Raw genomic sequence first — 13809 nt, forward strand, 5'->3', positions numbered from 1 at the left:
CGGACCGGTACGGCAGATCCTCGGCCCGCCGGCCGGTCCGGTCAGCGCGGCGCGGTCTTCTGCCAGGCCGTGTAGCGACCCTCCACTCCGGACCACACGTCCGCCGGCACCAGGGCCTTGCTCTGCTCCTCGAGCCGGTCGAGCAGCGCGCGGGTGGCGTCGTTGCCGCCGAGCTTGCCCTGCCAGCGGGTGCCGTCCGCGAGAACCATCTTGTAGCTGCCGGTCGAGCCGCCGGCCAGGTAGTCGTCGTCGGTGTCCGTGCCGCCGGAGACCTCGCCGGCCATCGCCGACCGGTACCCGGCCGCGCGCGCGGCGTCCACGGTGAACGGAGCCGACCACGACGGTGCGCCCCTGCCGTCGGCGCGGAAGGTCAGCGTGCCCGCGGTGCCCTGCAGGGTCACCACCCAGGAGTGGCTGTACGGTGGCGGCAGCGCGCCGGTGTTCCACCGGAACGTCGTCGTGGCTCCGTCGACGGCCGCTGCGGCGGCACTCGACGGTCCGGACGACGGCGAGGTCGCGGAGCCGCCGGTGTCGACCGGCCGGGCCAGGCCACCCGTGCCGGTGGCGCAGGCCGACAACACCACCGCCGCGCACACCGCGGGAACGAACCGCCAGATCCTGCCCATCACCGTCTCCTCCCGGCCGCCAGTGGCGGTTGGACGGCCGACTGGCGCCCGCCGTTCCGCCGCACCGGCGGCGGCGCCGGAGCCCGCCGATCCGGGTCAGTTCGGCGCGGTGAGCCGGTCCAGCAGCGCGGCCGCCGCGGAGCGCTGCAGCTTGCCGGACGGCGTCTTGGGCAGGGTTCCCACCGGCAGCACCGCCACCAGGGCGGGACGGACACCCATCTCCGCGGTGACCGCCGAGCGCACCCCGTCCTCGATCCGCCGCACCGCGGCCGGGTCCCCGGCCTCCCGCGACTCGACACCGACGGCGAAGCTCTCCCGGCGCCCCGCGGGCACGTACCGCACGGCCACGGCGTTCCCGGCGCGGACGCCCTCGACCTGCAGGGCGACCCGCTCGATGTCGGTCGGGTGGATGTTCCGGCCGCCCATGATGATCACGTCCTTGACCCGGCCGCAGACCACCACCCGGCCGCCGGAGAGGTAGCCCAGGTCCCCGGTGTCCAGCCATCCGTCGGCATCACGGGTGGGTCGCGGCCCGTCCACCGAGAGGTACAGCTCGGTCACCGAGTCGCCGCGCAGGTGCAGCACGCCGACCCCGCCCTCAGCCAACGCCGCCCCCTGCGGGTCCCTGACCTGGACCTCGATGCCGGCCAGCGGCGGCCCCAGCACCGGGAACGTCCGCACGCTGCCGGCCGGCGCGCCGGGGTCGGCGGGTCGCGCCCTGCGGTCGGTCTCCAGGGCAACGGCGTCCAGCACGTCGACCTGCAACGGCGTGCCCCAGGGATGGAACGACACGCCCAGCGTCGCCTCGGCCATGCCGTAGGCGCAGACGACGGCGGTGGGCGGCAGGCCGAACCGCTCGCCGGCGGCCAGGAAACCCTGCACGGCGGACACGTCGATCGGCTCCGCCCCGTTCAGAGCGAACCGCAGCGACGACAGGTCCAGTCCGTCGGCCCTGGCCAGCACCCGCGCCGCCAGGGCGTACGCGAAGTTCGGTGCAGCGGTGCACGTCCCGCCGTACCTGCTGACCAGCTCCAGCCAGAGCAGCGGCCGGGACAGGAAGTCGGCCGGCGTGACGCACACCGACTCGATGCCCCGGCACATCGGCAGGGTCAGGAAGCCGACCATGCCCATGTCGTGGAAGAGCGGCAGCCAGGACACCATGACGTCCCGACCGGCCCGCAGATCCGCTGCGGCGCACATGGACTCGATGTTCGCCCAGAGGTTGCCGTGGGTGATGCGGACGGCCTTGGGCACCGCCGTGGAGCCCGAGGTCAGTTGCAGCAGGGCCGGATCCGACGGCGCGCGGTCGACATCGACGGCCGCGGAGGGGTCTCCGCCCCGCAGCTCGTCGACCGTGACGGCGGGGACGCCCTGCTCGGCCAGCAGCGGCACGAAGTGCTCGAACGGCGCGCCGACGACGACCAGGCGGGCGGCGATGACCCGCAACGTGGTGAGGGTCTCGGCCGCGTAGTGCTCGGGCCGGGTCCGGGCCGTCGGCTGGTGCAGCATCGTCACCGAACCACCGGCGAGCCAGACCGCCTGCGCCGCGGGCGCCACGTCGACCGGCGCCCCGGCCAGCACCGCCACGGCGTCGCCCGGCCGGACCCCGCGGGCCGCCAGCACCGCGGCCCCGGCGCGGGCCAGCCGGTGCACGTCCGCCCAGCTGGTCCGGACCGGGGCGTGCGGCTCCCCCGTGGTCAGCCCGGCCTCGCCGGTGGCAGCAGCTCGCAGGGCGTCGAGGAAGGCGCTCATCCGTCCACGCTAGGCCACGCACCGGGCGGTCCCCCGGCGGCGCCGATGCGCAGGTTCGCGCCCGGTCGGGACAGGTGCGGTGGGCTGCCCACCGGACAGGCGCCCGCGCCCCTCCGGGTCGACGGGTGCGGCGGGCGATACGGTCGGCGCCGGCCGGACCCGCCGGCCGCGTGCAGAGAGGTGACGCCGATGGCCGCCGCCCGGGGCCCGATCGTCGTGGTCGGCTCGGTGAACATGGACCTCGTGGGGCACTGCCCGGCCTTCCCCGCACCCGGGGAGACCGTGCTCGGTTCGGGATTCGCCACGGTCCCCGGCGGCAAGGGCAGCAACCAGGCCATCGCGGCGGCGCGCGCCGGCGGCCGGGTGGCCTTCGTCGGGGCGGTCGGCGAGGACGCGTTCGCCGCCCCCCTGCGCGCGGCGCTGTCCGGTGCCGGGGTGGACGTATCGGCGTTGCGGACCGTCCCGGGCGCCAGCGGCGTCGCCCTGATCACGGTGGACGGCCACGGCGAGAACACCATCGTGGTGCTGCCGGGCGCCAACTCGGCGGTCACGCTGGACGGCGCGGGGCGGGAGCTGGTCGGCGCGGCCGGGCTGGTGGTGCTGCAGCTGGAGATCCCGATCGAGGTGGTGACCGCGGCCGCCACCGCTGCGGCCGCGGCGGGCATCCCCGTCCTGCTGAACGCCTCGCCTGCCCGCGAGCTCCCCGAAGAGCTGGCGCGGGCCGTCACCGTCGCGGTCGTCAACGAGGGCGAGGCCAGGACGCTGGGCGACGCCGTGCTGTCCGGCATCCCGCACGTCGTGACGACCCTCGGGGCGGACGGCGCCCGCTACCGCGGGCCGGACGGGCGGGCCGTCGACGTCCCGTCCACCCCGGTCACGGTCGTCGACACCACCGGCGCCGGCGACGCCTTCACCGGCGCACTGGCCGTCGGTTGGGCCGAGGGCGGGGACCCGGCCGCGGCGGTGCGCCGGGCCTGCGCGGCGGGCGCGCTGGCGACGACGGTTGCCGGGGCCAGCACGTCCGCGCCCACCCGCGAGGCGATCGACGCACTGCTGGCCTGAGCCGCTCCGGGCCGCTCCAGGTCGCGAGGTTCCGGGACACGGAGCAGCACCGGGCCCGCGCGCCGCGACCCGACTTCACGGCGGCGTTACAGTCCTGCACGTTCGCGTCGGGGCGATCACGAGGAGGCACGATGCCGGGATCCACACCAGTCGGCGACGAGGGCGGGACGGGGGCACGCGGCGGACTGCGGTTCAGCGTCTGGAACCTCTTGCTGCTGCTGCCGTTGCTGATGCTGATCACGCCGTGGTTCAACAAGGACCGCCCGCGGCTGTTCGGTCTGCCGTTCTTCTACTGGTACCAGTTCGCGTTCGTGTTCGTCGGCGTCGCGTGCGTGGCCATCGTGTTCGCCGCCACCCGGTCCCTCGACCGCGGCGAGGCCGGGCGGCTGCCGGCCCCGGCCAACCCGGACGAGGGCGACCTAGGGACGTCCCGGTGAGCGGCATCCACACCGTCGAGCTCGTCGTCTTCGTCCTGCTCTTCGTCGGTGTCGCGGCGATGGGCTTCTGGGCCAGCCGGTGGAAGGCCGGCTCGACGATGGACCACCTCGACGAGTGGGGGCTCGGCGGTCGCAAGTTCGGTGGCTGGATCACCTGGTTCCTGGTCGGCGGCGACCTGTACACGGCGTACACGTTCGTCGCCGTCCCGGCCCTGGTCTTCGGCTCCGGCGCGCTGGGCTTCTACGCCCTGCCGTACACCGTCGTGCTCTACCCGATCGTGTTCCTGCCGGTGCTGCGGCTCTGGTCGGTGTCCCGGGCCAACGGCTACGTGACGCCGGCCGACTTCGTCCGCGGCCGGTACAGCTCGCCGACCCTGGCGCTGATCGTCGCGATCACCGGCATCGTCGCCACGATGCCCTACATCGCGCTGCAGCTGGTGGGTCTGGAGTCCGTGCTGCGCACCATGGGCATCAACGGCCACGGGTTCGTCGGCCACCTGCCGCTGTTCGTGGCGTTCCTGGTGCTGGCGCTGTACACCTTCCAGTCCGGGCTGCGCGCGCCGGCGCTCATCGCCTTCGTCAAGGACGGCCTGATCTACCTGGTGATCATCGTCGCGGTGATCTACCTGCCGTCCAAGCTGGGCGGCTGGTCGCACATCATCGACACGGCGCAGGCCAAGTTCGACGCCAGCCCGAGCCCCGCCGACGGCATCACGCTGACCCGGAACAACCAGCTGCAGTACGCCACGCTGGCCCTGGGCTCGGCGCTCGCGCTGTTCCTCTACCCGCACTCGGCGACCGGCATCCTGGCCTCCAAGAGCCGGGACACCATCAAGAAGAACATGATCGCGCTGCCGGCCTACTCGTTCCTGCTGGGCCTGCTCGCGCTGCTGGGCTACGTGGCGATCGCCGCCGGCGTGAAGCCGGTCGTCAACAACGCCACCGGCGCGCCGGACACCAACACGATCGTGCCGGCCCTGTTCGACAGCCAGTTCGGCAGCGTCTTCGCCGGCATCGCCTACGCGGCCATCGGCATCGGAGCCCTGGTCCCGGCGGCGATCATGTCGATCGCGGCCGCGAACATGTGGACCCGGAACATCTTCAAGGAGTACATCAAGCGCGACGCCACCCCGAAGCAGGAGGCGCGGCAGGCCAAGTGGGCCTCCCTGGTGGTGAAGTTCGGCGCGGTGGCGTTCATCCTGTTCATCAACCCGCAGTTCTCGATCGACCTGCAGCTGATCGGCGGCGTGATTATCCTGCAGACCCTGCCGGCGGTGGCGATCGCGCTGTACACCCGGTGGCTGCACTCCAAGGCACTGATCGCCGGCTGGGTCGTCGGCATGGCGTGGGGCCTGTACCTGCTCTACACGATCGGCAACCCCGCCACCGGCAAGCAGCACTTCGGCGGCTCTGCGCTGGCGCTCGGCAACCTGTCGATCTTCGGCTGGCACCCGTTCAGCGGCTCCGCGATCCAGATCTACGTCGGGATCGTGGCGCTGGTCGCCAATCTCCTGGTCGCCGTGGTGGTCAGCGCGATCCTGCGCGCCGCGCACGTCCGGGACGGCCGGGACGTCACGTCCGGTGCCGACTACCACGCCGACGAGGGCGACCCCGGGCTGCGGGGCGTCGCCGAGCACTGACCCGCGCAGCACGGCACGTCCCTCCCGCGGCCGCCGCCCGGTGCCCTCGCACCGGACGGCGGCCGCGGTGTCGGTGCGGCGTCGAGCCTGCGCTCGTGGTCGTGGTGCGCCACCGGGACGGCGGTGGATCCGTCGATCCCGCCGGTGCACCGCGGCGGCGCCACGGCGGCGGGTCATCCGATCGGTGGACCCAGGTGGAGCCGGCCGTCGGACGCGCGCGCACCCACCCGCCGCCCAGGATCGACGGCATGGCAATGATCGACGTGCAGGACGTACGCAAGGCCTACGGCGGCCGGACGGTGCTCGATGGTGTGTCCTTCACCGTCGAGCCCGGCGAGATCTTCGGGATCCTCGGGCCGAACGGGGCGGGCAAGACCACCACCGTCGAGTGCATCGGCGGTCTGCGGCGGCGGGACGGCGGCCGGATCTGCGTCGCCGGGATGGACCCGGCGGACGAGGGCACGGCGTTCCGCGAGGCCGTCGGGATCCAGCTCCAGGAGTCACGGCTGCCGGACAAGCAGACCGTCCGCGAGGCTCTCGAGCTGTACTCGGCGTTCTACGCGCGGCCGCGGGACTGGCGCGAGCTGGTCGCCCGGCTGGACCTGGCGGGTCAGCAGGACGCGGCGTACGCCACCCTGTCCGGCGGGCAGAAGCAGCGGCTGTCCGTCGCGCTGGCCCTGATCGGCAACCCGCGGGTGGCCATCCTCGACGAGCTGACCACCGGCCTGGACCCGGCCGCGCGCCGCGAGGTCTGGGGACTGCTGGAGGACCTGCGCGGCACCGGCGTGACGCTGCTGCTGGTCAGTCACTTCATGGAGGAGGCCGAGCGGCTCTGCGACCGCGTCGCGGTGATCGACGCCGGCCGGGTGGTCGCGCTCGACACTCCCGAGGGACTGGCCGCCTCCGTGCAGACGGACCAGCGGATGACGTTCGAGCCCAGCCGGCCGGTCGACCCGGACTTGCTGCGCCTGCTGCCCGAGGTGCACACCGCGACCGAGCAGGGCTCCCGGCTCGTCGTCACCGGCACCGACGACGTGACCGCGGCCGTCGTCATCGCGCTGCACGGACACGGCATCGCCGTGCACCGGCTGCGCGTCGACCAACCCCGACTGGACGACGCCTTCGTCGCCCTGACCCACGAGGACGAGGAGGCCCACCGATGAGCGCCGCCACCGCCATGATCCGCAGCGAGGCCCGACTGCTGGCCCGCAACCCCGGCGTCGTGCTGTGGGCGGCGATCCTGCCCGTCGCCGCCGCCGTCGTGCTCGGCGCGCTGCCCGCCACCCGCAATCCCACCGCCGACCTGGGTGGCAGCAGCTTCTTCTCGGTGTACCAACCGGTCCTGGTGCTGTTCGCGATCGCGATCCTGGCCATCCAGGCGCTGCCGGACGTGCTCACCCGCTACCGGGAGATGGGCGTGCTCAAGCGGCTGCGCACCACGCCCGCCTCGCCGGCACTGCTGCTCGTCGCGCAGCTCGTGCTGGTGCTGGGTGTCTCGGTGCTGAGCACCGTGGTGATCGTCGTGGTGCCGGCGTTCCTCGGCGCGCCGCTACCCCGCAGCCCGCTGCTGTTCCTGCTCGCCTACCTGCTGTCGGCCTGGGCGTTCCTGGGCATCGGCATGGTGATCGCCAGCCTGTTCCGCAACGCCAAGGTGGCCGCGGGCTTCGGCACCGTGCTGTTCTTCGTGCTGCAGTTCTTCGCCGGCCTGTGGATCCAGCGGCCGCTCATGCCGGGCTGGATGCGCGGCATCTCCGACTGGACGGCGTCCGGCGCCGCGTCCCAGGCCCTGGCCGACGCCGCGGCCGGCCACTGGCCGCGGCTGCTGCACATCGGCGTGCTGCTCGGCTGGGGCGTCGTCACGTCGCTGCTGGCGGTCAGACTGTTCCGGTGGGAATGACGGCGGTCCCGGTGGCGACGACGAACCCGCCGGTGGGGACCACGACCCCGGGTGACCTCTGGTCGCCCGGGATCGCCCTGCCCCGCTACACGCCGCTGCGCCGGCTGCCGGAGTGGGAGCCGCACGGCCGCTGGATGCGCGACCGCCCGCAGCTGACCTGGCCGGACGCCGCCGTGCCCGCGGGCGTCTCGCGGCACCTGCTCCGGGTGCTGCTGCTGATCGCCCTGGTGCTCGCCGCGGTGACCAGCGGCCACCGCCCGTCCGAGCTGGCCTGGATCGTCGGGCTCGGCGTGCTGTCGTGGGGGTGGCTGGAGTGGTGGCTCACCTGGGACCTCACCCCCTACCCGCGCCGGGTGCTCGCCGTGGTGGTGCAGTACGGGCTCATCGCCGCCCTCATGGTGGTGGCCCCGCTGGCCGGTGTCTTCGGCTGGTCGGCGTACCTGATCTGCGGCAGCTTCTTCACCGGCCCGGTGATGCTGGCGGCGATCGCGGTGTTCTCGCTGCCGATGGTGGGCACCCAGGTCGGCGGCTGGCAGAACCTGGTCCCGGCCGGCACGCTGTCGATCTCGCTCTACCTGTTCGACGTGCTGCTCGGCGTCGTGATCATCACGGTGGCCAACCGGCGCGAGGAGGCGGTGCTGCGACGGGCCGCGACGACCAGGGCGCTGCTCGAGGCGCAGGCCGAGAACGCGGCCCTGCAGCAACGACTGGTCGAGCAGGCCCGCGACGCCGGCATCCGCGACGAGCGCGCCCGGCTGGCGCGCGAGCTGCACGACACGGTCGCGCAGGGGCTGGTGGCGATCGTGACGCAGCTCGAGGCGGCGACCTCCGGGCGGGACGTCGAGCTGCGAGTCGACCGGGCGCGGCAGCTGGCCCGGGAGAGCCTGCGCGACGCCCGCCGGGCGGTGGACGCGCTGCACCCGGTCGAGCTGGCGGACCGGCCGCTGGCCGAGGCGCTGCAGGACCTGGTCGGTCGCTGGAGCGCCCGCCACGAGGTGGCGGCAACCGTGGAGGTCTCCGGCCCGGCCGGTGTCCATGTCGGTGACGACGCCGGCACCGATGCCGACGTCGACGTCCACACCGACATGGACGTCGACCGGCAGTTGCTGCGGATCTGCCAGGAGGCGCTGTCCAACGTGGCGCGGCACGCCGGCGCCGCGCGCGTCGTGGTCAGCCTGAGCTACGCGGACGGGGAGGTCGTGATGGACGTGGGCGACGACGGGCACGGCTTCGACCCGGGCAGCGCCCCGGGGCCCGGCCGGGACGGCGGGCACGGGTTGGCCGGCATGGCCGAGCGGGCCCGGCTCGCCGGCGGCCGGCTCACCGTCGAGTCGGAACCGGGCGCGGGGTGCGTGGTCAGCGTGACGGTGCCGCTGCCGGACCGGTCCGGTGCACCGGCCGGGACGGGGCCGGACGGGAGCATGCCGGACGGGACGGTGCCGGACGGGACGGTGCCGGTCCGGACGGTGCCGGTCCGGCCGGCGCCGTCGACGGCGACGGCGACGCCGACGCCGACGCCGACGGGACGGTCCGGGCGATGACCGTCCGGCTCGTCGTCGTCGACGACCACCCCGTCGTGCGCGACGGGATCAAGGGGATGCTGCAGGCCGACGACCGGGTCGAGGTGGTCGGCGAGGCCGGGGACGGCCTGGAGGCGCTGGCGCTCGTCGACCGCACCGACCCGGACCTGGTGCTGATGGACCTGCGGATGCCGGTGCTGGACGGGGTCGGCGCGATCCGCCGGCTGCGGTCCCGCGGCGGCGCCCGCCCCCGGATCCTGGTGCTGACCACGTACGACACCGACCGCGACATCCACGCCGCGGTCGACGCCGGCGCGGACGGCTACCTGCTCAAGGCGTCCACGCGCGCGGAGCTCGTCGCGGCCGTGCTGCAGGCCGTCCAGGGTCGCACCGTGCTCAGCCCCGAGGCGGCGCAGGCGCTGGTCACCCGCGGACGGGTCGAGCAGCTCACCGAGCGGGAGGTCGACGTGCTTCGCGCCATCGCCGCGGGTGGCACCAACCGCCAGGTCGGCCGCCAGCTCCTGGTCAGCGAGGCCACCGTCAAGACGCACCTGGTGCGCCTGTACGGCAAGCTGGGCGTCCGCGACCGCGCCGCCGCGGTGCGGGTGGCCTACGAGCGGGGGCTGCTCGGCTGACACCGGGCACCGGCCGCCCGACGTGATCCGCGTCGCACCGCGGCCCGGTCGTGACGTGAGCCACAATGACCGGCATGTACAGCGCGGTACACGACCTCATCCTCGACGGCCGGGACCTCCGGGTGTTCTCCAACGGCACCGGCCGGCCGATCCTGTTCCTCCACGACCTGGGCTCCTCCGCTGCAGCCTTCGAGCAGCTCACCCGCCCGGTGGTGCGCGCCGGCCGCGAGCTGGTCGCCGTCGACCTGCCCGGCTGCGGGCACAGCGACCCGGTGGGCACGGAACTGTCCGGCTACGTCGACCACCTGGTCCAGGCGCTCCCGCAGCTCGCCGGGGAGCCGCTGGACCTGGTCGGCCACGGCTTCGGCGGGTACCTGGCCGCGTCGGTCGCCGCGGCCCGGCCGGCCGAGATCTGCACGCTCGTGCTGTCCCAGCCGTTGCTGCCGCCGCGGTCGGGACCGGCGATGCAGACCCGCATGTCGCCCGGCATGGCGGTCAGCGGCGCGCTGACCACGCTGCGCCGCGGCAAGCTCCGGCAGAACCTCGGCGGGTACTCGCGGGCGCGGTCGGCGCTGGAGCAGCTGTCCCAGACGGACGAGATCTGGTGGGAGGAGCTGAGCCGGATCACCGCGCGCACGCTGGTGCTCGGCTGCGCCGGGGAGAGCGCCGGCGAGCGGGCGCTGCTGGACCAGCTGGCCGCGGCCGTACCGAACGGCATGCGCAACACCGTGCGCGGCGGGCGCCGCCCGTACGCCGACGATCCCGAGGATTTCGCCGGGTTCGTGCTGGACTGGGTCTGCACCTGACGGCACGTCGGGACGCACGGGTCGCCCGCATCCGCGGCCGGCCCGCACCGGGTCGCCGGCACCCCGCGGGCGGCCGGCACCGACGGAGGGACGACCGATGCACCGCAGGGGCCGGGCGGCGCGCGCGACCGGTCTGGTGCTGCTGACCGTGCTGCTCGCCGGATGCAGCAGCGCGCCGTCGCCCGCGGACAGCTCGCCGGGGCCCGGCGCCGCCACGGTGGGCACCGTGCCGAGCGGCACGCCGTCCGCCACGCCGCCGATGTCCGGGTCGCCCGGGACGGCGTCCCGCGCCGAGCCGGGCCGCGCGACGTCCACGCCGCGCACCGGCACCACCGCACGCTCCCCGGGGTCACCGGCCCGCACTGCGCCCTCCGGCCCCACCTCGACCCCCCGGACGGTGACCGTGTCGCGACTGCCCACCACCGGCCCGACCGCCTCCCCGTCCCGGGCGACCACCTCGCCGGCGCGTCCGAAGGACTGCGTGGACCGGGTGCTGGCCGGACTCGACGGCAGCCGGCTGGTCGGGCAGCTGGTGATGATCGGGTTGCCGGTGGAGGACCCGGTGTCGGCCGCCGAGGCGCTGTCCGGCACCCCGGTGGGCGGCGTCTTCCTGGCCGGCCGCTCCACCCGGCCGGCCACCGCGCTGGCCCGCGACGTCGCGACGCTGCAACAGCGCGTCGGGCGGCGCAGCGGCGTCCCGCTGCACGTCGCTGTGGACCAGGAGGGCGGTTACGTGCAGAGCCTGACCGGCGACGACTTCCCCCCGATCCCCACGGCCGTCGAGCAGGGCGAGCTGTCCGGTGACGACCTCGCCGCACTGACCCGGCGCTGGGCCGGCCGGCTGCACACCGCGGGGGTGACGCTCGACCTGGCGCCCGTCGCGGACACCGTGCCGCCCGGCACCGCCGACGACAACCCGCCGATCGGCGCCAACGACCGGCAGTACGGCAGCGACCCGGACCAGGTGGCCGGGGCGGTGACCGTCGTCGTCCGGGGTCTGCAGGCCGAAGGCGTCGGGGCCACCGTCAAGCACTTCCCGGGCCTGGGCCGGGTGCGGGTGAACACCGACACCGACACCGGCGCGGTCGACGACGAGGTGACGCCGGACGACCCCTACCTGGCGCCGTTCCGCGCGGGCATCGCGGCCGGCGCGGTCGCGGTGATGGTGTCGTCGGCGCGGTACCCGCAGCTCGACCCGGACGAGGTCGCGGCGTTCTCCCGGCCCGTCGTCACCGGGCTGCTGCGGGACCGGCTGCACTTCTCGGGTCTGGTGGTGTCCGACGACCTCGGCAATGCGGTGGCCGTGCAGGACCGCAGCGCCGGTCGGCGTGCCGTCGACTTCGTGCGTGCCGGCGGCGATCTCGTGCTGTCCGTGCGGACGCAGGACCTGGCTCCGATGACGGCGGCGCTGACGGCCGAGGCGGCGCGGGACGCCGGGTTCCGGGCCAGGGTGCGCGACGCCGCCCGGCACGTGCTGGCCAGCAAGCGGGCCGTCGGGCTGCTGGACTGCGCCGGCTGAGCGGCACCGGCACCGGCACCGGCACCGGCACCGTCGCGGCGCGATACGGCGGCGGGTCCCGGCGCAGCGCTCAGGCGCTCTCCAGCTGCTCCGCCACCTCCAGCCACTGCCCCTCGACGTCGTCGCGTTCGGCCAGCGTGCGCTGCAGGTCCCGGTCCAGCTCCGCCGCGGCGGCGTAGTCGCTGCCGACGGTGGCCAGCCGGTCCTGCAGGTCCCGCTCCCGGCGCTGCAGCGACTCCAGCCGGCGTTCCAGCCGCTGCAGGTCCTTGCGCAGCAGCCGCGCCGTCCCGGCGTCCGGGGCCGCCCCCGGCCCGGCACCGTCCGCGCCCGGAGCCCCGCTGGAGGTGCCGCCGGATCCCCCCGCCGCGGACGGGCCGGCAGCGCGGGCGGCCGCGGGCCGGGCCTCCTGCTGCTCCCGCCGGCGCCGCAGGTACTCCTCGACGCCGCCCGGCAGGTGGGTGATCCGCCCGTCGCCGAACAGCGCGACCACGTCGTCGACCACCCGCTCGACCAGGTACCGGTCGTGGCTGACGACGACCAGCGTGCCCGCCCACGAGTCGAGCAGGTCCTCGAGCGCGGCCAGGGTGTCGGTGTCCAGGTCGTTGGTCGGCTCGTCCAGCACCAGCACGTTCGGCTCCGCCATGAGCAGCCTCAGCAGCTGCAGCCGCCGCCGCTCGCCGCCGGACAGCTCGCCGACCCTGGTCCACTGCTGGGCCGTGGTGAAGCCGAACCGTTCGGCCAGCTGGCCCGCGGTGAGCTCGCGACCGCCGAGTTCGGCGACGCCTGCGACCTGGGCGACGGCCTCGATCAGACGCAGGTCCGTCGGCAGCTCGGCGACCTCCTGAGACAGGTAACCGAGCCGGACCGTGCTGCCGATCCTGACGACACCGGACTCCGGCTGCTGCACGCCGACCAGGATGCGCAGCAGGGTCGACTTCCCGGACCCGTTGACGCCGACCAGCCCGACCCTGTCCCCCGGCCCCACCAGGTAGTCGACGTGGTCCAGCAGCACGCGCGGCCCGTCCGTGGTGGGCACGGTGGCGGTCACCCCGCGGAACTCGACGACGTCGCGACCCAGCCGGCGGCGCGCGAAGGCGTGCAGCTCGACGGTGTTCCGGGGCGGCGGCACGTCGGCGATCAGGGCCTCGGCGGCGTCGATCCGGTAGCGCGGCTTGGACGTCCGGGCGGGCGCGCCGCGGCGCAGCCAGGCCAGCTCCTTGCGGGCCAGGTTCCGCCGCCGCTCCTCGGCGGCCCGGTCCAGCCGCAGCCGCTCGGCCCGGGCGAAGACCCAGTCCGAGTAGCCGCCCTCCCGGATGTGCACGGCGCCGTCGACGACCTCCCAGGTCAGCCCGGCGACGGCGTCGAGGAACCAGCGGTCGTGGGTGACGACCACCAGCGCCGACCGCCGGGTCAGCAGGTAGGAGGCCAGCCACGCCACCCCCTCGATGTCCAGGTGGTTGGTCGGCTCGTCCAGCACCAGGAGGTCTGCGTCGGTGACCAGGGCCGCGGCCAGCGCGACCCGGCGGCGCTCGCCACCCGACAGCCGGTCGACCGAAGCATCGAGACCGATGTTCGACAGCCCGAGGCCGTCCAGCACGGTGCGCACGCCGGCGTCGCCCGCCCACTGGTGGTCCCCCGGCCCGAAGTGCGAGAGCACGACGTCCCGGACGGTCCCGTCGGGCAGGTCGCCGCTCTGGCCGACGACCTCGACGCGGGTGCCGCGGGACATCGACACCCGCCCGGAGTCCGGCACCAACCGGCCGGACAGCACCGCCAGCAGCGTGGACTTGCCGGAGCCGTTGAGGCCGAGGACGCCGATCCGGTCGCCGGTCTGCACGCCCAGCGAGACGCCGTCCAGCACGGTGCGGAGCCCGCGGACGACGGTCACGGCCTCGACGTTCACCAGGTTCGCCAC

12 protein-coding genes are annotated in these 13809 nt (G+C 74.8%); 9 read left to right on the top strand and 3 right to left on the bottom strand.

Going from position 1 to position 13809, the window contains the following annotated elements; genetic code table 11:
* Positions 1-41 precede the first annotated feature (41 nt).
* The gene (locus IEY37_RS02025) at positions 42-626 is read right to left on the bottom strand and encodes a hypothetical protein (RefSeq protein ID WP_188939808.1); all 585 of its coding nucleotides are present in this window, start codon (positions 624-626) and stop codon (positions 42-44) included.
* A 96-nt stretch (positions 627-722) separates the two neighbouring features.
* Positions 723-2378 (bottom strand): fatty acyl-AMP ligase, encoded by a 1656-nt coding sequence (locus IEY37_RS02030; RefSeq protein ID WP_188939809.1) that lies wholly within the window; start codon positions 2376-2378, stop codon positions 723-725.
* A 189-nt stretch (positions 2379-2567) separates the two neighbouring features.
* Between IEY37_RS02030 and IEY37_RS02035 the strand changes: the two genes are divergently transcribed.
* The 9 genes from IEY37_RS02035 (at position 2568) to IEY37_RS02075 (ending at position 11894) form a co-directional block, all read left to right on the top strand.
* Positions 2568-3440, top strand: a complete 873-nt coding sequence (locus tag IEY37_RS02035; protein WP_188939810.1) for a ribokinase — start codon at positions 2568-2570, stop codon at positions 3438-3440.
* 131 nt (positions 3441-3571) lie between these two features.
* Entirely contained in the window at positions 3572-3877 is a 306-nt protein-coding gene (locus IEY37_RS02040) for a DUF3311 domain-containing protein (protein WP_188939811.1), read from the top strand.
* Positions 3874-5517, top strand: a complete 1644-nt coding sequence (gene mctP, locus IEY37_RS02045) for a monocarboxylate uptake permease MctP (protein ID WP_188939812.1) — start codon at positions 3874-3876, stop codon at positions 5515-5517. Before IEY37_RS02040 ends, mctP begins: the two co-directional genes overlap by 4 nt.
* A 248-nt stretch (positions 5518-5765) precedes the next feature.
* Complete coding sequence (locus IEY37_RS02050) at positions 5766-6680, top strand: ABC transporter ATP-binding protein (RefSeq protein ID WP_188939813.1); 915 nt, start codon at positions 5766-5768, stop codon at positions 6678-6680.
* Positions 6677-7414 (top strand): ABC transporter permease, encoded by a 738-nt coding sequence (locus IEY37_RS02055; RefSeq protein ID WP_188939814.1) that lies wholly within the window; start codon positions 6677-6679, stop codon positions 7412-7414. Before IEY37_RS02050 ends, IEY37_RS02055 begins: the two co-directional genes overlap by 4 nt.
* On the top strand, positions 7411-8955 hold the full coding sequence (locus IEY37_RS02060) for a sensor histidine kinase (RefSeq protein ID WP_229673747.1): 1545 nt from the start codon (positions 7411-7413) through the stop codon (positions 8953-8955). The genes IEY37_RS02055 and IEY37_RS02060 overlap by 4 nt, the downstream gene beginning before the upstream one ends.
* Positions 8952-9569, top strand: a complete 618-nt coding sequence (locus tag IEY37_RS02065) for a response regulator (protein ID WP_188939816.1) — start codon at positions 8952-8954, stop codon at positions 9567-9569. Before IEY37_RS02060 ends, IEY37_RS02065 begins: the two co-directional genes overlap by 4 nt.
* A 74-nt stretch (positions 9570-9643) precedes the next feature.
* Positions 9644-10375 (top strand): alpha/beta fold hydrolase, encoded by a 732-nt coding sequence (locus IEY37_RS02070; protein WP_188939817.1) that lies wholly within the window; start codon positions 9644-9646, stop codon positions 10373-10375.
* A gap of 97 nt (positions 10376-10472) precedes the next feature.
* On the top strand, positions 10473-11894 hold the full coding sequence (locus tag IEY37_RS02075) for a glycoside hydrolase family 3 N-terminal domain-containing protein (RefSeq protein ID WP_229673585.1): 1422 nt from the start codon (positions 10473-10475) through the stop codon (positions 11892-11894).
* Between the two features lie 70 nt (positions 11895-11964).
* On the opposite strand, the gene IEY37_RS02080 is transcribed toward IEY37_RS02075, so the two are convergent.
* Positions 11965-13809: an ABC-F family ATP-binding cassette domain-containing protein gene (locus tag IEY37_RS02080; RefSeq protein WP_188939818.1), complete on the bottom strand. Its 1845-nt coding sequence runs from the start codon at positions 13807-13809 to the stop codon at positions 11965-11967.

Origin of the sequence: Nakamurella endophytica (genome assembly GCF_014646215.1) — a bacterium.
In the GTDB taxonomy this organism is placed as follows: Bacteria; Actinomycetota; Actinomycetes; order Mycobacteriales; family Nakamurellaceae; genus Nakamurella; species Nakamurella endophytica.